14 protein-coding genes are annotated in these 21,732 nt (G+C 64.4%); 6 read left to right on the top strand and 8 right to left on the bottom strand.

Features of this window, described 5'->3' with window-relative positions; all coding sequences use genetic code 11:
* Positions 1-68: 68 nt before the first annotated feature.
* The 4 genes from tyrS (at position 69) to A3AS_RS0139945 (ending at position 5,343) form a co-directional block, all read left to right on the top strand.
* Positions 69-1,322, top strand: coding sequence for a tyrosine--tRNA ligase (gene tyrS / locus A3AS_RS0139965; protein ID WP_018323026.1), 1,254 nt, complete (start codon positions 69-71; stop codon positions 1,320-1,322).
* A 57-nt stretch (positions 1,323-1,379) separates the two neighbouring features.
* On the top strand, positions 1,380-2,627 hold the full coding sequence (locus A3AS_RS0139960; RefSeq protein ID WP_018323025.1) for an MFS transporter: 1,248 nt from the start codon (positions 1,380-1,382) through the stop codon (positions 2,625-2,627).
* A 220-nt stretch (positions 2,628-2,847) separates the two neighbouring features.
* Positions 2,848-3,285: a DoxX family protein gene (locus A3AS_RS0139955; RefSeq protein WP_018323024.1), complete on the top strand. Its 438-nt coding sequence runs from the start codon at positions 2,848-2,850 to the stop codon at positions 3,283-3,285.
* A gap of 363 nt (positions 3,286-3,648) precedes the next feature.
* The gene (locus tag A3AS_RS0139945) at positions 3,649-5,343 is read left to right on the top strand and encodes a methyl-accepting chemotaxis protein (protein ID WP_018323023.1); all 1,695 of its coding nucleotides are present in this window, start codon (positions 3,649-3,651) and stop codon (positions 5,341-5,343) included.
* 184 nt (positions 5,344-5,527) lie between these two features.
* Here the strand turns inward: A3AS_RS0139945 and A3AS_RS0139940 are convergent, their stop codons facing one another.
* Positions 5,528-9,337, bottom strand: coding sequence for a DUF3971 domain-containing protein (locus A3AS_RS0139940; protein WP_049815130.1), 3,810 nt, complete (start codon positions 9,335-9,337; stop codon positions 5,528-5,530).
* 204 nt (positions 9,338-9,541) lie between these two features.
* Here A3AS_RS0139940 and A3AS_RS0139930 point away from each other — a divergent pair, with 204 nt between their 5' ends.
* Entirely contained in the window at positions 9,542-10,231 is a 690-nt protein-coding gene (locus A3AS_RS0139930; protein ID WP_018323021.1) for a peroxiredoxin, read from the top strand.
* A gap of 109 nt (positions 10,232-10,340) precedes the next feature.
* Positions 10,341-11,693 carry a M23 family metallopeptidase gene (locus A3AS_RS0139925; RefSeq protein ID WP_026202863.1) on the top strand — a complete coding sequence of 451 codons (1,353 nt, stop codon included), beginning with the start codon at positions 10,341-10,343 and terminating at the stop codon, positions 11,691-11,693.
* 28 nt (positions 11,694-11,721) lie between these two features.
* On the opposite strand, the gene A3AS_RS0139920 is transcribed toward A3AS_RS0139925, so the two are convergent.
* From A3AS_RS0139920 to A3AS_RS0139890, 7 genes are all read right to left on the bottom strand, one after another.
* A complete protein-coding gene (locus A3AS_RS0139920; protein ID WP_026202862.1) occupies positions 11,722-12,957 on the bottom strand; it encodes an ABC transporter substrate-binding protein in 1,236 nt (411 codons plus the stop codon).
* 107 nt (positions 12,958-13,064) lie between these two features.
* Positions 13,065-13,976 (bottom strand): DMT family transporter, encoded by a 912-nt coding sequence (locus tag A3AS_RS0139915; protein WP_026202861.1) that lies wholly within the window; start codon positions 13,974-13,976, stop codon positions 13,065-13,067.
* Between the two features lie 80 nt (positions 13,977-14,056).
* Positions 14,057-14,926: a DMT family transporter gene (locus A3AS_RS0139910; protein ID WP_018323017.1), complete on the bottom strand. Its 870-nt coding sequence runs from the start codon at positions 14,924-14,926 to the stop codon at positions 14,057-14,059.
* Positions 14,927-14,940: 14 nt separating this feature from the next.
* Complete coding sequence (locus A3AS_RS0139905) at positions 14,941-15,822, bottom strand: NAD(P)-dependent oxidoreductase (protein WP_018323016.1); 882 nt, start codon at positions 15,820-15,822, stop codon at positions 14,941-14,943.
* Positions 15,823-15,824: 2 nt separating this feature from the next.
* A protein-coding gene (prfB, locus tag A3AS_RS0139900) for a peptide chain release factor 2 (RefSeq protein WP_099091752.1) occupies positions 15,825-16,956 on the bottom strand; the annotation gives its coding sequence in 2 pieces (ribosomal slippage) (positions 15,825-16,886 and positions 16,888-16,956; 1,131 coding nt in all).
* Positions 16,957-17,063: 107 nt separating this feature from the next.
* Complete coding sequence (locus A3AS_RS0139895) at positions 17,064-19,574, bottom strand: penicillin-binding protein 1A (protein WP_018323014.1); 2,511 nt, start codon at positions 19,572-19,574, stop codon at positions 17,064-17,066.
* Between the two features lie 255 nt (positions 19,575-19,829).
* Positions 19,830-21,125: an N-acetylmuramoyl-L-alanine amidase gene (locus tag A3AS_RS0139890; RefSeq protein ID WP_018323013.1), complete on the bottom strand. Its 1,296-nt coding sequence runs from the start codon at positions 21,123-21,125 to the stop codon at positions 19,830-19,832.
* Positions 21,126-21,732: the final 607 nt, after the last annotated feature.

Here is a 21,732-nt window from a genome sequence, read left to right as displayed (position 1 = left end):
GGTTCCCACGGAAGACCCTTAAATTGCTCCCGAAACAGTAAACCAAGAATTGTTGGGCATGCCGACAGATGACTGCATTTAAATCGGATTTCCTCAATATCCTGCAGGAACGTGGTTTCATCCACCAATGCTCCGATTTCGAGGGGCTGGACGCGCTCGCCGCCAAGGGCGAGGCGACCGCCTATGTCGGCTACGATTGCACCGCCCGCTCGCTGCATATCGGCAATTACCTGACCATGATGATGCTGCACTGGCTGCAGCAGTCCGGCAACAAGCCGATCACGCTGATGGGCGGTGGCACCACCATGGTGGGCGATCCCTCCGGCAAGGACGAGACGCGCGCGATGCGCACCATTGCCGAGATCGAGGCCAACAAGGAATCGATCCGCGGCGTGTTCGCGAAAGTGCTGCGCTACGGCAGCGGCGCAAGCGACGCCGTCATGCTCGACAATGCGGAGTGGCTGACCAAGCTGAACTGGATCGAGATGCTGCGCGACGTCGGCCGGCACTTCTCGGTCAACCGCATGCTGACCATGGACTCCGTCCGGCTGCGCCTCGAGCGCGAGCAGGAGATGAGCTTCATCGAGTTCAACTACATGGTCTGCCAGGCCTACGACTTCGTCGAGCTTGCCAAGCGCACCGGCTGCAAATTGCAGATGGGCGGCTCGGACCAGTGGGGCAACATCATCATGGGCGTCGATCTCGGCCGCCGCATGGGCACGCACCAGCTGTTCGCGCTGACGACGCCGCTGCTGACGACCGCATCGGGCGCCAAGATGGGCAAGACCGCGCAAGGCGCAGTCTGGCTCAACGCCGACGCGTTCTCGCCCTATGATTTCTGGCAGTACTGGCGCAACACCGAGGATGCCGACGTCGGCAAATTCCTGAAGCTGTTCACGACGCTGCCGATGGCTGAGATCAGGAAGCTCGAAGCGCTCGGCGGCTCGGAGATCAACGAGGCCAAGAAGGTGCTCGCCACTGAAGCGACCGCGCTGCTGCACGGCCGCGAGGCCGCGAACGAGGCGGCGGAGACCGCGCGCCGCACCTTCGAGGAAGGCGCGCTGGCCGAAACCCTGCCGACGGTGGAAATTCCGCGGGGCGAGATCGACGCCGGCTTCGGCGTGCTCAACGCCTTCGTCAAGGCGGGCCTCGTTGCTTCCAACGGCGAAGCCCGGCGCCAGATCAAGGGCGGCGGCCTTCGCGTCAACGACGAGCCGGTCACTGACGAAAAGATGGCACTGTCGGCAAACAATCTGACGCCCGAGGGCGTGATCAAGCTCTCCTTCGGCAAGAAGAAGCACGTCCTCCTTAAGCCTGCATAGGCGTATGAGCTTTTCGCTGCTTGTCAGGGCGCACGGATGCGCGCTCCCTGACAGGCAATGGATCAGAACACTCCCAGGGAGAACGTCGCGAGCGATCAGCGGGACGCTGTTCGCACCGCGCTCGTCGTGCTCGCGCTGTGCTTCACGCTGGCCGTGCTCGGCCGCGGGCTCGGCGACAGCTTTACGGTGTTCCTGAAACCGATTTCGGAAAGTTTTGGCTGGGACCGCGCGCAGATCGTCTCGGTCTATTCACTGACCTGGCTCGCGAGCGGTCTCACTGCGCCCTTCGTCGGACGCCTGTTCGACCATTCCGGACCACGCATCGTCTATGCGCTCGGGCTGTTGCTGCTGGGCGCGGCATTCCTGGTCGCAGCCCACGCGCAACATCTCTGGCAGTTCCAACTCTCGATCGGCCTCTGCGTCGGCATCGGCGTTGCCTTCATCGGCATCGTGCCGAACTCGATCCTGCTCGGCCGCTGGTTCGGGCCCCGTCTGCCGACTGCAATGTCGGTGGTGTATTCGGCGATGGGCGGCGGCGTGCTGGCGCTGCTGCCGGCCTCGCAGCTCCTGATCGATCACGTCGGCTGGCGAGACACCTACCAGCTATTCGGCTTTACGGCACTCGGCCTGTTGCTCCCGCTGATGCTGCTGCCGTGGCGGCTGTTCGCTGCAGGTTCGCCGCATGTCGTGAAAAGGACCGATCCTGATTTCGTCGACAATGGCTGGACGCTGCTCCGTGCCATGCGCCATCACGCCTTCTGGGCGCTGTTCTGGACCTTCTTCTTCACTGCCGTCGGCATGTACTCAATTGCCGCGCAGATCGTGGCCTATCTGATCGACGCCGGCTTCCCGCCGCTGCAGGCTGCGACCGCCTGGGGCTTCTCCGGCGTCGTGCTTGTGTTCGGCATGCTCGGCGTGTCCGCGCTCGACGGCCTGATCGGGCGCAGGCCGTCGGTGCTGCTGAGCTACGCGATCTCGATCCTCGGCATCGTCCTGCTGTGGCTGTTGCAGTATTCTCCGAACATCCTGCTGCTCACCGGTTTCGTCGTCTGCTTCGGCAGCATGATGGGCTCGCGCGGCCCGCTGATCAGCGCCACGGCGATGAGGATTTTCCAGGGCAAGCGGGTCGGCACCATCTACGGCACCATCTCGATCGGCAGTGGCCTCGGCTCGGCGTTCGGCTCCTGGAGCGGCGGCCTGATCCATGACGCGACCCACGGGTATAACGCGCTGCTTGCTTTCGCACTTGCGAGCGTGGTGCTCGGGATGATCCCGTTCCTGATCGTGCCCGCCTTGCGGCGGTAAGTTTCCTGGAGGTAACTTGCGCGCATCCGCGTCACCGGCAAATTACGGATGGGCGCGACGGGGAACACGCGCAAAAAGTGCGGTCGCACGGGGCTGAAATCCTGGCCTGCGGTGTTTTGTCCGACATGACGAAAATGTCAGGACGAATCGAGTGTGCACGGCTTGCAGGGCGAAACCGAATGCGGTCCAAGTCGCAGCATTGGATGGAGGGCACAAACCAATGAACTTTCCGTATCTCACTCGCTTTCAACCGGTTCTCTTGAGCCTGTTTCGCTTCGTCACCGGACTGCTGCTGTTCCAGTACGGCATCGCAAAGATCTTCAAGTTTCCGGTGCTCCCCTACTTCGCGAACATCCCGCCGCTGATCTGGACGGCCGGTGCGCTCGAGCTCGTGCTCGGCGCGCTTCTGATGCTCGGCTTGTTCACCCGCCTCACCGCTTTCATTCTCTCGGGCGAAATGGCCTTCGCTTACTTCATGGGCCACATGCTCAAAGGCGAATCGCCTGTGTTCCTGCCGCTGCTCAATGGCGGCACCGCAGCAATCCTGTTCTGCTTCGCCTGCCTCTACCTCGCGGCCGCCGGCGGCGGTTCGGTCAGCGTCGATGCGCTGATGGGCAAGGAGAGCGACGCGGCGGGCGACGCCTACGCACGGCGCTGAGGCGCTCGCTAGTTAACCTGAAAGCAAGTCGGCACTGGCGGATCTGCCGGTGCCGACTCAGCGCGCGCCCAGCACGTTCCAGATCAGGACGAGGGCAGCCACGAGCAGCACGGCCATGACGACGCGGTGAACGAATCGGTTCATTGCCGCTCCGGCCCGGCTCGGTCACCACCAAATTCCGACATCATCTGTCTCGACGACCTGACGCGCCACGCACTGGCACAGCGCGATTCCGCCTGCATGCTTGCGCATCCGGCTGCGGACGCTGCGCGCGCGGCAGCACGTCGCACGCGTCCATTCATGATTGGTAAGAACTTCATGCTACCGACGCGAGCAATAACAACCATTTCTTTCGAGGCCGCGATGAAGCTGATGAGTCATCTCAAGATCCGGACCAAGCTCGCCAGCATGGTCTGTCTTTCAGCTCTCACAGTCACGGCCATCATCGGCGTATCGTCCGTCCTCAGCAAGAGTCGCATGATGGAGGATCGCGTCCAGCAGATGCGGACTGCGGTAGAGCTGCTCTACAACTACGCGCAATCGCTTCAGGAAGAGGTTGCTGCCGGCAAGCTGACGCCGGCCGACGCCAAGGCCCAGTTCCACCAGCGTGGCCGCCGCATGAACTTCAACGGCAACCAAGGCTACCCCGTTGTCTACAACCCCGACACCTCCATCCTGGTGAACGGCGCCAACCAGCAGCTGGAAGGCAAGATCACTGGGGCCAAGGACTCCAACGGCGTCTTGATCGCCGACGCCATCATCGAGGCCGGCGGCGAGACCGCACAGGGCGGAGTGACCTCCTATCTTTACCCCCGCCCCGGCCAGACCGAGCCCGTGCGCAAGACCGTCTTTGCGCGCAAATTCGCGCCCTGGAACGCGACCATCAGCTACGGTCTCTATGTCGACGACATCGACGCCGACGTGCGCGCGCTGACGCTGGAGCTTGCCGCGATCGGCATCGGCCTGATGCTGCTGATGGCGACGCTGTCCTGGCTGATCGCCCGCGACGTGCTCGGCGCTCTCGACCGCCAGAAGAACCGCATGCAGGAGATTTCGGAAGGCGCCATCGACAAGCCGGTCGAGGAGACCGACCGCGGCGACGAGATCGGCCGCATGGCCGAGACGCTCGAAGTCCTGCGTCAGACTGCACTGACGGCGCGTAACCTGGAAGCCGAGCAGGTCGCCACCAAGACCCGCAGCGAGCAGGAGAAGCGCGACGCCCTGATCGCCCTCGCCGATCGCTTCGATGCCTCCGTCGGTCAGCTCGTCGGCCTGATGGCCTCGGGCTCCGGCGAGCTCGAGATCACCGCCAAGTCGATGTCATCCACGGCCGAAGGCACCAACCGCCGCGCCGCCGTGGTCGGCACGGCCGCCACCGAGGCGAGCCAGCGCGTCCAGACCGTCGCGGCTGCCGCCGAGGAGCTCTCCTCCTCCATCACCGAGATCAGCCGCCAGGTCGCTCAGTCCGCAGAAGTCACGGGCCGCGCGGTCGACAGCGCGCGCCGCACCGACACCATCGTGCGTGCGCTCTCGGACGGCGCCCAGCAGATCGAGCACGTCGCCGAGCTGATCTCCAGCATTGCCGCGCAGACCAACCTGCTCGCACTCAACGCCACCATCGAGGCCGCGCGCGCCGGTGAAGCCGGCCGCGGCTTTGCCGTCGTCGCTTCCGAGGTGAAGTCGCTGGCGAGCCAGACTGCCGAAGCCACGCGCGAGATCGGCGACAAGATCGCCCAGATCCAGGGCGCGACCAAGGAGGCCGTCGACGCCATCGGCGGCATCACCGCCACCATCGAGGAGGTCAGCCGCATCGCCACCTCGATCGGGGCTGCCATCGAGGAGCAAGGTGCCGCAACCGCCGAGATCGCCCGCAGCGTCTCGCAGACGGCGGAAGCCACCAAGGAAGTCACCACCAATATCGGCGGCGTCTCGACCGCCGCGAACGAGACCGGCAACGCCGCCGGCATGGTGCTCGCCGCCGCCTCGAACCTCTCCAAGCAGGCCGAGCAGCTCTCCGGTGAAGTCGGCACCTTCCTGGCGGGCGTGCGCGCCGCCTAACGCGTCACTCCAGAATCAAGACATTTGGCGCGAGAGCGTCGCCACATGGCCGGGCTTGTCCCGGCCATCTACGTTTTTGGCCGCGACGAAGAATGTGGATGCCCGGCCTTCGCCGAGCCGAAGCCGCTCCGGCCGCGCAGGCGGGACAAGCCCGGGCATGACGGGCACTTGGGACTATGGGTGGTTACCGCCGCGTCAGGCTGCAGCCGCTCGAGAGCTGGCGCGTCGAGCCGGTCGAACCGTCGTTCGACTGCGAGGGGAATTCCTCGAACGGCGAGTTCTGCTTGCCGGTGTTGAACTCGAAGATCTTGCGGAACAGGCCGGGGGCCATCGCCGAGATCGGATTGACGCGCATCACGGGCGCAGCCGGTGTGCCGACGACCTCATAGGTCACGCCGATCAGCCCTTCATTGTTGCCGCCGCCGAGGAAGATGCCGAACAACGGGATCTGGCCGAAGATGTTGTTGACGCCATACATCGGCACGAAGGTGCCGCTCATGCAGACCTGGTTGCCGGGATAGTCGATCGAGCCCTCGATGGTGGCGCCGATCATGGGACCCTTGACCACACCGTCGCGGACCGTCAGCGCACCGTTCTGCCGCGTGAACTCGGCGCGGAGCGCACTGAACGAGACGCCGTTGCCGGTGCCGTTGGGCGCGCCAGCGGCGACGCGTTCGAGCTGCGCCTCGCCCTTCACCGTGAAGTCGCGGACGTTGATGAGGCCCTCGCGCGAGGTGTTCGGCTCGGATGTCGGCGGCTCCATCGCCACCACCATCTGGCCGCCGACCGCCTTGGTGTAGGTGTCGGTGAAGCGCAGCAGCGCGCCGGCATCGTTGGTCTGGAGGTAGATCACCTCGCGGTTGCCCTGCGCACGGCCGCCGCGCAGGTCAGCCGCCACCGGCGTGTCTTTGCCGACCTTGCCGCTCAGCGTGAACGCCTTGATGGCACCATTGCGTTTCGACATCTTGGCATCGACACTGCGCATCGCCTCACCGTTGAAACCGGCGACGGCGCCGAGCTTCACGTCGATGTCGAAATCGACGTTCTTCATCTTGTTCTTGTCGTCCTTGGAATTGCCGGAGATCGCCGACTTCAGGAAGCCGCGACCGTCGAACACGTCGCCGCGCATCGTGCCCTTGATGACGCCATCCTGGCTGCGCTCCACCTTCAGCGACGCCTTGTCGCCATCGGACGGCGAATAGGTCGGGAAGTTCGCGTTCATGAGATCGCCGTTCGCGTCGACCTCGAGCGAGCCCTTGATCGAGGCGCCACCGCCTTCGATGACGATGTCTTCCAGACGCGTCGATTGCGCGGTCGGCACGACCTTGAAGCTGGCCTTGCCCGACTTGCCCGGCAGCTTGACCCAGCCGGGCAGGATGTTGTCGAGCTTGACCGAGGTCAGGTCGGCCTCGACGCCGAGCTTCGTCGTCTGATCGGGGCTGCCGGCGATCTTGCCCGACAGCTTGATCGGCAACGATCCGCTGACGGCGGGGCTGAGATCGAATCCCAGGCGCGCCCGGCTCGCATCGTCCAGCGTCGCCTGCAACCTGACATCCGCGTCGCCCTCGGCGGGCTTGCGATAGTCGAGCGAGGCCGCCTGCCCGTTGATCTTGACGTCGCCCTTGACCTGATAACCCGTGTTGCTCGCGACGATCTTGAGGCTGTTGGCCTCCAGCTTCTGGTTCATCACCAGCTTGTCGGCGGCAAAACCGTTGAGATCGGCGGTGACGGCGTAGGTCGTGTCCGCCTTGGTCAGCTCGCCCTTGACCGGCAGGCCGAGCTGGATGTTCGCCGTGAACGTCCCCTTGCTGGTGTTGGGATCGACGACGGTCGATGACAGATCACTCAGGCGATCATTCGAGAGCATCTCGGCCGCCGCAGGCACGGGTCCGTCGACGCGGAACCTGGTCCGCGACGGCGACGGCTTGGGCGCCATATCCGGCACCTCGAAGACGAAATCGGAAATCGTGACCTTGCGGCCGGCGGGCGTATCGGCGATGCCCTGCCCGATGGTCACGGTCGCGGTGCGGCCGGTCACGCGCGCCTTCAGATCGGCATCGTGCACAACGGGCATGCCGTCTACGGGACGGACCGCGACGCCGCTCGCGACGATGTTGACCGAGAGGCCGTCGTCGGGAATCGGCGGGCCCTTGCGCGGAAGGTTCTTCGTCGGCGAATTGACGCCGATCTCGATGCGCTGGAGCGTACCGCGCTCGATCCGCTCGATCACCCATTCGCGCAACTCGGGAACGACCAGCGTCGGCCACATCCGCTTCAGCGCGGAGGCCGACATCGGCGTTCCCGCAAAGCCCAGCGTCAGCCGCGGCTCGCCGGAATAGTCGATCGCACCCGTGCCGGCGACACCGATCTCGCCATTGCTGATGTCGGCCTGCGTCAGCAAGAGGCGCTTGTGGTCGGTGTCGAAGCGGAAGCCGATCGCGATGCGGTTGAAGACGAGCGGCGGCTCGTTGTCGATGCCGCCGAGCAGGATCGAACCGCCGCTGAAGCCGAGCTGCCAGTCATTGATGGTGCCGTTGGGCGGCTCCAGATGAGCCAGAAGCGTCAGGCGGTTCGCGCCCGACAGGATCTTGAACGGTGCCACCAGCACCCGCCGATTGGCGTCCCACTCGACGTTGATCTCGGCCTGGTCGATCGCCATCGGATAGTCCGGCGTGTCGGTGTCGATGATATTGCCGGCGCCGACCGCGATCTTGCCGCGGAAGAAGGTCGGCACGCCATCGCGGCCGAGCTCGCCCTTGAGCTCGCCCGTCAGCGGCAGGTCGGCGGTGTAGGTGAGATCCTTGACCCGCAGTGCCAGGAGGATGTTGGAGGTCGAGACCTTGTCGGCCTTGATGTCGACCGAGCGCACGCCGTTCTCGGCCGGTCCGATCGTGGCACGCAGCATCCACGGGCGCGCGCCCTCTTCGCCCAGGCTGAGCGTGACGCCACCCCGGCTAGGCCGACGCAGGCTGAGCGTGATGTTCTCAAACGACCATTTGCTGCCGCGCTGCTGATCGTCGACGATCAGATTGCCGTTCTTCAGGCCGATCTCGTTCAGATTCTGGCCGTCGAGGCCGGTCATGCTGAGACTGTCGAGCCAGTCGAGGCCCTGAAGGATGCCGCTTTGTGCCGTCGCCTGAGGCGGGCCTTGAGAGGCAGCTTGGGATGGATCCTGGTTCGCAGGCGCCGTGGCGAATGGCGGCGGCGGGACGCCGTTGCGCGGGAATGTCGGCGGCAGACCCGCGTCCTTCTTCGAGGCGACGCCGGTTGCCAGCGGCTTTGCGGTATCGCCGGCGGACACGGTGACGGTACCGTCGGGCGCGATGCGGATCGCGAGTTCGGCATCGACCAGATTGAGACTCTCGGCGCGCAGGTGACCCATCAGCAAGCCGGCACCCGATAGCTTCACTTCAGCCTTCGGCGCGCTGGCAACGATGGCGTGATCGCGATCGCGGACGATGATGTCTCGGATGCGGACGGCGATGCGAACCCGGCCGGCGCGCTCGATCTGGGTGCCTCCGATCTCAACCGTATTGCCGTGACCGATATTGTCCTCGATCGCGGCCGCCAGCCATGGCGTTGCAATGTCGAGATTGATGGGGCCGGCACCGAGCCGCCACCACAGCGCGCCGAAGCAGCCGATGAAGATGACGGCGAGAGTCCCGACGACAAGGACGACGCGCTTCAGCCAGCGATCGGCCGCCAGCCAGCGGCGTAGCGCCCCAAACCCGTCACCGAAGCGATGAAAGCCCGAATTGGAACGCGACAACAGCCGGCGCGCGCGATGGCCCGCGGCCGCCTCCTGATCCGGATCCCAATCGGCATCGTCCCATTCCTGCGGCTGTTGCTGAACGCCGCGCCGATCGAAGTCCCGATTATAATCCTGGGGCGACTTATTCCTTGCCATTGCCTCTCGATACAGGCGCCCGTCATAGGATTGAGCGCCGCCGGGACCGCAGCCGTCCGCGGGAAGCGAAGCTCCCTGCGCCGGCATTGCCGCCATACCTCGAATATTCCTGCTGTTCGTCATTTCGCCCCGGGAGCGCGTTCAACGAGCAGTGGGGTGGTGCGTGGAATTCCTTGTAACCATACTCCGGCGCCGCCAGACTTGCCCAGCCGAGGGCGCGATTCCGGCACACCGGACGAGAGCTGCAATACCGTTTCGGTTGACCCGCCGAAAGCGTCGAAAGGAAGGCGTATGTCCAAGAAATCCCGAACGAAATCGTCCAAAACGCCCTCCGGCAGTCCGACGGCTAAAAAGCAGGTCCCGAAAACGCGGGCCTCTACTCCGACAAAGTCCGCGAAAACGCCGCGGACACCGGCGAGCAAATCAACCGGGACCTTAGCAAAAGCAGGATCACATACGGCCGCATCGAAACAGTTAAATTCCTCCAAATCGGTGTCTCCGCCCGCCAAGGCGAAGTCGGGCCTGACCGAGGGCCAGAAGGCCCCCGCCTTCCGCCTGCCCCGCGACGGCGGCGAGGTCGTCACATTGGCGGACTATGCCGGCCGAAAGCTCGTCCTGTTCTTCTACCCCCGCGCCGACACCCCGGGGTGCACCCGGGAGGCGATCGACTTCACTCGCCTCGCCGGTGCCTTCGCGGCTGCCGACACTGCCGTGCTCGGCGTCTCCGCCGATCCGTTAAAGGCTCAGGAGAAGTTTCGCGACAAGCACAAGCTCGGTATCCCCCTGATCTCGGATGAGACGCACCAGTTGCTGGAAGCCTATGGCGCCTGGGGCGAAAAGTCCATGTATGGCAAGAGCTTCCTTGGGATTCTTCGCACCACGATACTGGTCGGGGCCGATGGCAAACTGGCCAGGATCTGGCGCAATGTCCGGGTCGACGGTCATGCCGACGAGGTGCTGGAAGCGGCAAGAAGTCTTTAACCAGTCCTTTAAATTCGCGCGTTCCCGTTTCCGGAAAATTAACCATGACCGCCCAGATTGCTGCGGCAATTAGGCCGTACGGACTCATCCGACCGGCGCGGGAGTGCCGATGTCGAAAAGTTCTGCCCAATACTCGCAGTACGCCCAACATCATCCTCACGACCGCGGACGGGCCTCCCAACGCCGTCCTGCCCCCGCGGCAACCGCAGCGATTCCCCTTCCCGCGACCGACGACGCCTACACCATCGTCCATGCCGGCAAGCAGGTTCGCTTCGGGCCCGTGGTGTTCTGGATCGTGGTTGGCACGGTGGTGCTGCTCGGTCTCTGGTCGGCGGCAACCGCTACCTATTTCGCTTTCCGTGACGACGTCCTGACCCGGCTGATCGCCCGCCAGGCCGAGATGCAATACGCCTATGAGGACCGCATCGCCGAGCTGCGCGCCAAGGTCGACCGCACCACCAGCCGCCAGTTGCTCGACCAGGAACAGTTCGACCAGAAACTCGACCAGATCATGAAGCGCCAGACGGCGCTGGAGTCCCGGGCGACGGCGCTCGGAGCCATGCCTGATGTAACCGGCTCGATTCCGCGTGCGACGCCCCAGCGCGGCGATTCGAGCCAGAGCACGCCTAAACCCTCGCCGATCAGCGACACCGTGATTTTCGTGGCGCCTCCGGACCGTGAGGCCCGCCTGGAATCGCGCGCACCCACTGTCGCAGCGCCCCCGACCAGCCAATTCGCCAAGAACCAGGGTTTCGACAACGTCCTGGTCCGGCTCACGACCTCGCTCGACCAGGTTGAACGGCGCCAGATGGCGGCGCTCAGCGCCGTCGAGGAAGGCATGGATTCACGGATGCGCCGGATGCGCGGCGTCGTCAGCGATCTCGGCCTGAATCTCGCCAATCTCGAATCCGCCGTGCCGCGCACCGCGATGGGTGGTCCGTTCGTGCCGGTCAAACTGACGGCCAATGCCGGACCGTTCGAGAAGCAGCTCTATCGCATCAACACCACGCGCGCCGAGATGGACCGTCTCAACCGCACGCTGGCGCTGGTGCCCTACCGCAAGCCCGTCATCGGCGAGGTCGAGTTCACCTCCGGCTTCGGCGTCCGCAGCGATCCCTTCCTCGGCCGGCCCGCAATGCATACCGGGCTCGATTTCCGCGCCGCCACCGGCGATCCGGTTCGCGTCACCGCCAACGGCAAGGTGGTGTCGGCCGGCTGGTCCGGCGGTTACGGCCGCATGGTCGAGGTCGACCACGGCAACGGACTTTCGACCCGTTACGGCCATCTCTCCGAGATCAACGTCAGGGTCGGCGAGACCGTGAAGATCGGCCAGGTCGTCGGTCTGGTCGGGTCGACCGGTCGCTCCACCGGTCCGCATCTGCACTACGAGACCCGCATCGAGGGCGAAGCGGTCGATCCGCAGAAGTTCCTCCGCGCCGGCGTGCGTCTCAGCGCGGGCTAAGCCCGCGACAAAAGGCGACTGTACATCATCACTGGCTGCGCTCGTGGCCGACCTCGCCGGTGATGACGTCGCCGAACAGCTCCCAGGCTTGCCCGTTGAAGCGCATCAGCTGCATCTGCTCGATCGGGAAATAATCGTCCGGTGAGGTGTTGACCATGATGCCCGGCAGCATCAGGTCGGTGTGATAGTCCTTCAGGTTTGCCGCCTGCTTCATGACGTTTTCGCGGGTGAGATTATCGCCGCATTGCTTCAGCACCTGCGCCATCGCCTCGGCCTGGACATAACCGTAGACGTTGTTGGAATTGGTCTTGTCGCCATCGGGGTAATATTTGTCCATGAACTCCCGCCATTTCACCACGGCCGGATCCTTGTCCCAGGCCGGGTCGGTCGGATCTTTCAGATAGATGGTCGAGATGATGTCCTTGGAGTAGTCGAGCCCGGCCGGCTTGAGTACCGAGGCGACGGAGGTCGCGGTGTTGGCCAGGAAGAATTTTGGCTTCCAGCCGAGCTCGCCGACCTTCCGGATCGCCTGCGCCGAGCCTTTCGGCGCGGCCCATGAGAAGAAGATGTCCGCACCGGAATCGTGCAGGGCGACGATCTGCGAGTCGATCGAGGGATCGCTGACCTCGTAGGACTTGTCGGCGATGATCATGCTGGCCTTGTCGCCGAGCCCGTCCTTCAGGCCCTTGAACTGGTCCTTGCCGGCGTCGTCATTCTGCCAGAAGACGGCGATCTTGCTGCTCGGGAAATGATCGCGAATGTACTTGGCGTAGATGCGTCCTTCGCTCTGGTAGTTGGGCTGGAAGCCCATGGTCCACGGGAAGTTCTTGGGGTCGCCGAACTTGGTGCCGCCGGACGCGACGAACAGCTGCGGCACCTTCTTGGCGTTCATGTATTTCATGATCGCGGAATTCGAGGGCGTGCCGAGCGGCTGGAAGATCAGCAGCACCTCGTCGCTCTCGACCAGCTTGCGCGCCTGCTCGATCGCCTTCGGCGGCGAATAGGCGTCGTCATAACTGATGAAGTTGATCTTGCGGCCGTTGATCCCGCCCTGATCGTTGATCATCCTGAAATAGGCGGCCTCGGTCTTGCCGATCACACCGTAGGACGACGCCGGCCCACTATAGGGCATGATGTTGCCGATCTTGATTTCGGTGTCGCTGGCGCCGGGGTCGTATTTTTTCTGCGCCGAGACCGGTGTCGTGGCGAGCACTCCGGCAGCAAGCATGGCGAGGGCAGCAAGGTTTTTGCGACGACCCGGCATCGGTCTCTCCCCTGTTTTATAGTCTTGTTTTGTGGGGAGTGTCGCAAGGCCGTTCGCGGCTGGCAAGCGCTTCGATTTTCCGCGAGATGAAACCGCGAATCCGGAATTTACTCGCTGCGCCGCAGCAGGTTCAAAATGCGTCCGTCGATCACGAGCAGCGCGCTGCCAATGACGATGGCGCCTGCGATCTCGCGCATCGAGATCGGCTCCCCCAGCACCAGCCATCCCAGCAGGATGGCGGTGACGGGAATGAGCAGCGTCACCAGCATGACATTGGTCGCACCGGAGCGCCGTATGATCTGAAAGAAGACGATGTAGGCGAGCGCCGTCGACAGGGCCGCAAGGCCAAGCACCGCGGACCATGTCGCGACACCCGGCACTGCGAGGCGCCATGGCTGCTCCACCACGCCAGCGATGATTGCCATCATCACCGTCGATGCCATCAGTTGAAACGTTGCCGTGCCCAGCGGCGGAGAGTCCTTCAGCATTCGCCGCGCTGCCAGTGCGGCGAATCCATAGCTGAAGGCTCCGCCAAGGCAGAGCAGGATGCCAAGCCCCTGCCCCGACCTCGTCTCGATTCCCCATCCGCGCAGGATGATCACGCCCGCAAGGCCGAGCCCCACACCGGCCACGCGCCGCAGCTGCAAGGCCTCTTCGCCCGCCGCGGCCGTCACGACCACCGTAAACAGCGGTGTCGTCGCATTCAGGATCGACGCGAGTCCGCTCGGGATGAAAGTCTGCCCGGCCACGATCAGCGAGAATGGAATGACATTGTTGAGCAACCCGATCGCAACGAAGGGCTTCCAGCCCACAATGCTCTTGGGTAAGCCGATCCCCTGCATGCGCAGCAGCGGCAGCAGAATGGCCGCCCCGAGCGCGACCCGCAAGAACACCAGCGTCAACGGCGGCAATTCACGCAAGGCGGCGCCGTTGAAGAAGAACGAGCCGCCCCAGAGAACGGAGAGCACCGCGAGCAGCGACCAGTCGCGCGCGTCGATCCTGTTGTCGGTTGGGGGCATGCGTTTCACCTCGGCGCGGCTGCTCGCCTAGGACAACGCGGAAAATCTCGCCACCCGGTTTCCGACAAAATTGCTCGAGATCATCCCCGTGACTGGCGATCGCCCGCGATATCCGCAACTACCGCCCCAATCACCAACGCGCCGCCAATGAGCGCGTGGACGGCGGGTATCTCGCGGAAGGCAACCCAGATCCAGAACGGCATCAGCGGCGTTTCCAGCGTCGCGATCAGGGAAGCCTGCCCTGACGGCAGCAAGCGCGAGCCGAGCATGTAGAAGGTCAAGCCCAGCGCGACCTGAAGGCAGCCGAACATCGCGAGGATCGCGAGGCCGTTGCCGCCGACATGAGCGATGTCATGGGCGAATGGAAGGCTGACGAGGCTTCCGATGAAATTCGACAGCGCGGCTGCCGCCACCATCGACGTCTCGCGATGGCGCCGGACCACCACTGTCATGGTGGAGATGGCGAGCACCATCAGGCAACTGAGCGCGATGCCACCGAGATCGGCACCGGCTTGCACACCGCCGACCGTGATCACCACGCCGGCAAAGGCAATCAGGCTCGCGATCAGCGTGCGCCATGTCGCGGCCTCATTGAGCCACAGCCAAGCCAGCGCGGCCGCGACGAACGGCTGTGTTGCGATCAGCACCGCCACGTTCATGACGTCGGTCATCTGCAGCGCGGGAATGAACGAAATCATGCCGATCGCGGACAATGAGGCCACGAGCAGGCCTGCCTTCCCCGGCACTAGCAACTGCCGCAGCCCGGCGCGGCCTTGCATCACGACGAGGAGCATGGTGACCAGGCTGCCGGCGAACAGGCCGCGCCAGAACAGAATGGTCCAGGGATCAAACGGCAGAAGGCGCGTGAAGAACGGCGCCGTGCTCCACGCAATCGCAGCGGCGACGACGAGGGCAATGCCGAGACCGCGTTCCGAACGAGGCTGCCCCATGTGGATGCGACCGGCTAAGACGGCTTCTTCGGCCGCGACACCAGCTCGATCATCTTGCCTTCATCATCATCCGGCATCGCAGCCTTCGCCTGCGCGTAGGCTTCCACCGCGGCGCGCGAGACCAGCGGCTTGTCCGCCAAGAGGCTCTCGGCGAGCTTCACGGCGTAGGCCGCATCCTTGTGCCGCAGTGCCGCCGTGAAGGTCGCGCCGGAAAAATCGCGGGCGACCATGCGCTTGGAGTGACGCGTTACCTGCGGGCTTGCGGCCACCCCTGCCTGGATCGACTCCAGCACGAGCTTCATGTCGAGCCCGGCCTGCTCGGCGATCGCAAGGCCCTCGGCGAGGCCGGCGATCTGGATCGCCCCCATGAGATTGTTGATCAGCTTGTAGACGGTGCCGGAACCGACCGCGCCGAAATGGCGGATGGTCGAACCAATCGGTTCGAGGTAGGGCCGCGCACGTTCGAGATCGGCGGCGTCGGCGCCGACCAGCAGCGTCAGTTTCCCGGCGGCTGCCGCATCCGGCAATCCCGTCACGGGGCAATCGATGTAGATCAGCCCGCGCGCGTTGAGCTCGCGGCCCATCTCGCGGGCGTGGTCATAGGAGACGGTCGAGCATTCGATCGCGATGGTGCCGGCCTTGGCGGTTTTGGCCGCGCCCTCAGGCCCGACCCAGACCGCGCGCGAGGCCTCGTCGTCGGCCACCATGGTCACGACCGCGTCGGCATCGATGGCGGCGTCCTCGGGCGAGGTCGCCCAAAGCGCGCCGCGCGCGATCAGCTCTTCAGCCTTGGCCTTGCTGCGATTCCACACCGTCACCGTGAAGCCCGCATCGAGGTAGCGCCCGGCCATGCCATGACCCATTCGCCCCAATCCGATGAAGGCGACGCGGGGCATGGCTAGTCCACGTCCTCGATGTCGGCACCCGTGGTGCCGAAGGCGCGCTGCGCCAGCGTCGCGGCCATGAAGTCGTCGAGATCGCCGCCGAGCACGCCCGAGGTGTCCGAGGTCTGCACGCCCGTGCGCAGATCCTTCACCATCTGGTAGGGCTGGAGAACGTAGGAGCGGATCTGATGGCCCCAGCCGATATCGGTCTTGGCGGCCTGGTCGGCGGCGGCCTTCTCCTCACGCTTCTTCAACTCGATTTCATACAGGCGCGCGCGCAGCATGTCCCAGGCCTGCGCCCGGTTCTTGTGCTGAGAGCGGCCGGCCTGGCAGACCACGGCGACACCGGTCGGAATGTGCGTCAGCCGCACCGCGGATTCGGTCTTGTTGACGTGCTGGCCGCCGGCGCCGCCCGAGCGCATGGTGTCGACGCGGACGTCGGCTTCCTTGATATCGATCTTGATGCTGTCGTCGATGACCGGGAACACCTGCACGCTCGAGAACGAGGTGTGCCGCCGCGCGTTGGAATCGAACGGCGAGATGCGCACCAGGCGATGCACGCCCGCTTCCGTCTTCAGCCAGCCATAGGCGTTGTGGCCCGAGACCTGGATCGTCGCGGACTTGATGCCGGCCTCTTCGCCCTCGGACTCTTCCAGCACCTCGACCTTGAAGCCGTGGGTGTCGGCCCAGCGCGTGTACATGCGCAACAGCATCTGCGCCCAGTCCTGGCTCTCGGTGCCGCCGGCGCCGGCGTGGACTTCGAGATAGGAATCGAACCGGTCGGCCTCGCCCGACAGCAGCGCCTCGAGCTCGCGCCGCGCCACTTCCTTCTTGAGATTCTTGAGAGCCGCTTCGGCTTCCGCGACGACGCCGGCATCGCCCTCGGCCTCGCCGAGCTCGATCATGCCAATGTCGTCTTCAAGCTCCTGCTCGACCTTGCCGATGCCCGAGAGCGAATCCTCCAGCGAGGTCCGCTCCTGCATCAGCTTCTGGGCTTTCTGGGGATCATTCCAGAGATTGGGATCTTCTGCGAGCTTGTTCAGCTCGGCGAGGCGCGCCGTCGATTTCTCGACGTCAAAGATGCCTCCTCAGCAGCCCGACTGACTGCTTGATCTCTTCTACCAACCGTTCGATTTCGGCGCGCATGTCGTTCTCTGGTCTCGCGGAATCCCGCGTGCAATTGAGTGGGGGATGTAGCGGCGGCGGCTGCAAAGCGCAACCGCTGACGCGATAACGTCCCTATTGTTCTAGCCTCAGTACAGCCTGCCGGTGCCCGGCTGCATGAAGAAGCCGGAATCCGGCTGCTGCTGCTGCGAGGCCGGCATGCCGCCGCCACGCCCGTCAGCGTCGGCAACGCCAATGACCGAATAATTATCCGGCGGCGCCGTGCCCGGCTTGAAGGCCTCCAAAATGGTTCCGCCGGTCTCGCCGGGGCCGGCGCGCATGCCGGTCTTGGAGACGACGCGGACCAGCTTGATGCCGGCAGGCACCTTGAACGGAACGGCGGGCTTGTCGGCGAGCGCGAGCTTGAGGAAATCGCGCGCGATGGGAGCGGCCAGATGGCCGCCGGTGGCGGCATTGCCTTTACCCAGCGGACGCGGCTTGTCGTAGCCCATATAGATGGCGACGGCGACGTCGGGAGAGAAGCCGACGAACCAGGCGTCCTTGGCCTCGTTGGTGGTGCCGGTCTTGCCGGCGACGGGTTTGCCGACTTCCTTGATGACCGTGGCCGTACCGGCCTGCACCACGCCTTCCATCAGCTCGGTGATCTGATAGGCGGTCATGGAGTCCAGCACCTGCTCGCGGCGATCGATCAGCTGCGGCTCGGCCTGGTTCTTCCAGCCGCCCGGCGCGTCGCAGCCGCGGCATTCACGCTGGTCGTGCTTGAAGATGGTGTGTCCGTAGCGGTCCTGGATGCGATCGATCAGCGTCGGCTTCACCCGGCGGCCGCCATTGGCGAGCATCGAGTACGCCGTGACCATGCGCATCGCCGTCGTCTCGCCGGCGCCCAGCGCATAGGAGAGATAGTTCGGCAGTTCGTCATAGACACCGAAACGGCGGGCATATTCGCCGATCAGGGGCATGCCGATGTCCTGCGCGAGCCGCACCGTCACGGTGTTGAGCGATTGCCGCAGCGCGTTGCGCAGCGTCACCGGTCCCTGGAATTTGCCTGAGGAGAAGTTTTCAGGCCGCCACACGCCGGCGCCCTGCCCCTGGTCGATTTCGATGGGGGCGTCGAGCACGACGGTCGAGGGTGTATAGCCGTTGTCGAGGGCGGCCGAATAGACGATCGGCTTGAACGACGAACCTGGCTGCCGATAGGCCTGAGTGGCGCGGTTGAACTGGCTCTGGTCGAACGAGAAGCCGCCGACCATGGCGAGCACGCGGCCGGTCCAGGGATCCATCGCCACCATTGCACCGGACACTTCGGGGATCTGGCGCAACCGGTACTGGCCCTCGACCGGCTGGCCATCCTTGTAGAGCGGATCGGCATAGATGACGTCGCCGGGCTGCAGCACCTGCGACACCGCTGTCGGCGTCTTGCCTTTGGTTCCGCCCTGCACGGCTCGCGCCCACCGCACGCCGTCAACCGTGACAATGCCGGTCTCGCGCTGCTTGCTCACGGCTCCGCCAAGCTCGCGGTTCGGCTGGAAGCCGATCCGCGCCGACTGATCGCTGGTCTCCAGCACCACCGCCATGCGCCAAGGCGAGATGTCGGACAGCGACTTGATCTCGGCGAGCTTGACGCCCCAATCGCCCGAAATATCGAGCTTGCTCATGGCGCCGCGATAGCCCTGCTGCTCGTCATAGTTCACGAGGCCCGAGACCATGGCCTTGCGCGCCATGACCTGGATCTTCGGATCCAGCGTGGTGCGGACGGACAGACCGCCCTCATACAGCTTCTTCTCGCCGTAGCGCTCGAAGATGTCGCGGCGGACTTCCTCGGCAAAATATTCGCCGGCGAAGGTGTGGGCGCCGTTGGACCGGTTGGTGACGGCCAGCGGCTCCTTGCGGGCCTTGTCGGCGTCGGCCTGCTTGATCCAGCCGTTCTCCACCAGACGGTCGATGACGTAGTTGCGGCGCTCGATGGCGCGGTCGCGGTTGCGGACCGGATGCAGCGTCGCCGGCATCTTCGGCAACGCGGCCAGATAGGACGCTTCCGCCACCGTCAGCTCGTTCACCGACTTGTCGAAATAGACCAGCGAGGCGGCTGCAATGCCGTAGGCACCCAGACCGAGATAGATTTCGTTCAGATACAGCTCGAGAATCTTGTCCTTCGAGTAGGTCTTCTCGATCCGCATCGCGAGCAAGGCTTCCTTGATCTTGCGGGCGAAGGAGACCTCGTTGGTCAAAAGGAAGTTCTTGGCGACCTGCTGAGTGATGGTGGAGGCACCCTGCGGACGCCGGTTCGAGCCGTAATTCTGGATGTAGACCACGCCCGCGCGCGCCATGCCGGTGTAGTCGATGCCGCCATGCTCGTAGAAATTCTTGTCCTCGGCCGCGAGGAACGCGTTGATCACGAGCTTCGGCACCGCCTGGATCGGCAAATACAGCCGCCGCTCCTTGGCGTACTCACCGAGCAGCGAGCCGTCGACCGCGTGCACGCGGGTCATCACCGGCGGCTCGTAATCCTGAAGCTGAGAGTAGTCGGGCAAGTCCTTGGAGAAATGCCAGATCAGGCCTGCCACGGCCCCGACACCAACAAGGAACACCACCGTTCCCGCGGCGAACAGGAAGCCCATGAACCGCACCAGCAAGCGCATTATGTGTTTATCCGTTCAATCTCTGGATCAGCTCAGTATCAGCCCCTTGGCACCCAAACAGGGGCCAATCTTCACGTCACGAATTCACCGGCTTACGCAATACCATCAGTGCCGGACTTTAGACGCTTGCCGAGCGGGATTCTCTCCGATTCCGGAACCCCCTGCGGCATTTTTATAAAGCGCCGGCTGTGGCCAAACTAGGGCTTTTGCGGCGGGACGGAAAAACCCTTTCAATGCGACGATCCCCCCCGGTCGTCAATTTGACGATCCCGCCGTGGCCATCCGCTTGGTCAAGAACCCGTCGATCGCCTGCGCCATCGAGCCCACGGCACGCGACCGCCAGCCCTCGGAGACCAAATGCTCGAGATCGCCCTTATTTGAGACATAACCGATCTCGACCAGCACCGAGGGCACGTCGGGCGCCTTCAGCACCCTGAAGCCCGCCGACTTCAGGGGATGCTTGTGCATCCGTACCGTCGACTTCATCTCGCCCATCAGAAGACGGGCAAAACGGTTTGAAAAGGTGCGGGTTTCCCGCTGCGTGAGGTCGATCAGGATGTCGGCGACGTCGGTCGGCTCCTCGGCGAGGTTGAAGCCTGCGATCGCGTCCGCCCGGTTTTCCGCGTCCGCCAGCCGCTGGGCTTCGGCGTCGGACGCCTTGTCGGACAGCGTATAGATGGTCGCGCCCTGCGCATCGCCCTCGGCACGGGGCAGCGCATCAGCGTGAATAGAGACGAACAAGGCGGCCTTCAGATTCCGGGCGATCTTGGTGCGGTCATTGAGGGGAATGAAGGTGTCGTCGTCCCGCGTCATGACCACACGGTATTTGCCGGCCTTCTCCAGCTTGTCGCGGAGCGCCAGTCCAAAGGCCAGCACCAGGTTCTTCTCGCTCTCACCGCTCGACTGCGTGCCGTTGTCGATGCCGCCATGGCCGGGATCGATCACGACCACCGGGCGGCCATCGGCCTTCTGCTGCGCCGTGTCCGGGGTTGTCGTCGCGGGAGCCGTTGCAGGCTGCGCCTCGGCGATCGTGGGTCGCAGCTCGGGGCGGTTCTCAGGTGCGAGCGACTGCACGAAGGCGGTCCGGTCGACCTCCTCCAGCTCCAGCACGAGCCGGGCCGGCTGGCCGTTGGCCGCCTCCAGCACATAGGAATTGGCGATCCGGGCCGGTCCCGTCAGGTCGAACACGATTCGCGAGCCGCCGGGCATGACGAGCCCGTAGCGGAAGGCCTTGACCAGGCCGCGCCCCCCGACCCCCGTGCCCGCGGGCAGCTGAAAATTGACCTGCGGCACGTCAACGACGACCCGGTACGGGTCTGCGAGCGTGACCGCACGGAAGGTAACGGTCTGGTCGATGTCGAGAATGAAGCGGGTCTGCTTGCCGTCGCCGGCCAGCCGGGCGGCGGAGGCGACTGGAAAATTCGCTACCGCAACAGTGGGTTGCGCCTGGCTTTCTGCAGCGCTCAGGCGCGAGGAATCAGCGCACGGCAACGCTGCGGCGCACAGAAGTGCGCATCCCAGCAAAACCCGTTGATTTGTGCGGCTCGCCACCGATTCCGTGCCTCCGAGCAGCCCTTTTAACGCAATAGAACCACAGGGTTAATTGATCCTTAATGACAGAAACGCGAAACTCGCTGACTGTGACCGCCGTGCGACGCTCCCTTGCACCGATGGCTCATTCCTCGTATGTACGGAATGCTGACGGCCGATATTTCCGGTTGTGTCGCATTCAGCCTCCCGGTGCAGCGCCGGAACTCTCAAGGTTTGGGAATTCCAGCGTTTTTCCGTTCCCCTCTAAGACCAGCGCGGTGCGCGGCAGCGAGGTGGAGCGGGTCAAGCGCCGGCGGCGGACGGTCCTGGGTTACCTCTCGCGTTACCGGGACAGTTCTGACAGCGACGTAACCCATTACCCGGTCCCTTGATCCCAAGGGAGCGGTTCGTGATCCTCAAGGCGAGCGCGCTCGCGCCATGCCTGGCCAGCAGCAACTGATTGAAGGGCGGCCTCGCCGCCCAATGTTTCATACGGGCCGACGCTTGATGCGCCAGACTGTGCCGACGAATTCTGAAGGATCATTCGCGACGCTGCGGAGTGAAAATCCCGCGCGCCGCCTTGGTCCTGAAGCTTCCGGTTCGGCAAGGCGCGAGAGACGGCGTTTCG

It is taken from the genome of Bradyrhizobium sp. WSM2793 (assembly GCF_000379585.1).
GTDB lineage: Bacteria > Pseudomonadota > Alphaproteobacteria > Rhizobiales > Xanthobacteraceae > Bradyrhizobium.
Note: the sequence above shows the minus strand (reverse complement) of the source record. Positions and strands in the feature narration are given on the sequence as shown.

Coding starts and splice junctions, on each gene's coding strand:
- A3AS_RS0139930 (WP_018323021.1), top strand. CDS start 9,542: ATGTCCAAGAAATCCCGAACGAAATCGTCCAAAACGCCCTCCGGCAGT.
- A3AS_RS0139940 (WP_049815130.1), bottom strand. CDS start 9,337: ATGCCGGCGCAGGGAGCTTCGCTTCCCGCGGACGGCTGCGGTCCCGGC.
- A3AS_RS0139945 (WP_018323023.1), top strand. CDS start 3,649: ATGAAGCTGATGAGTCATCTCAAGATCCGGACCAAGCTCGCCAGCATG.
- A3AS_RS0139925 (WP_026202863.1), top strand. CDS start 10,341: ATGTCGAAAAGTTCTGCCCAATACTCGCAGTACGCCCAACATCATCCT.
- A3AS_RS0139920 (WP_026202862.1), bottom strand. CDS start 12,957: ATGCCGGGTCGTCGCAAAAACCTTGCTGCCCTCGCCATGCTTGCTGCC.
- A3AS_RS0139910 (WP_018323017.1), bottom strand. CDS start 14,926: ATGGGGCAGCCTCGTTCGGAACGCGGTCTCGGCATTGCCCTCGTCGTC.
- A3AS_RS0139895 (WP_018323014.1), bottom strand. CDS start 19,574: ATGCGCTTGCTGGTGCGGTTCATGGGCTTCCTGTTCGCCGCGGGAACG.
- A3AS_RS0139955 (WP_018323024.1), top strand. CDS start 2,848: ATGAACTTTCCGTATCTCACTCGCTTTCAACCGGTTCTCTTGAGCCTG.
- A3AS_RS0139905 (WP_018323016.1), bottom strand. CDS start 15,822: ATGCCCCGCGTCGCCTTCATCGGATTGGGGCGAATGGGTCATGGCATG.
- A3AS_RS0139960 (WP_018323025.1), top strand. CDS start 1,380: ATGGATCAGAACACTCCCAGGGAGAACGTCGCGAGCGATCAGCGGGAC.
- A3AS_RS0139915 (WP_026202861.1), bottom strand. CDS start 13,976: ATGCCCCCAACCGACAACAGGATCGACGCGCGCGACTGGTCGCTGCTC.
- tyrS (WP_018323026.1), top strand. CDS start 69: ATGACTGCATTTAAATCGGATTTCCTCAATATCCTGCAGGAACGTGGT.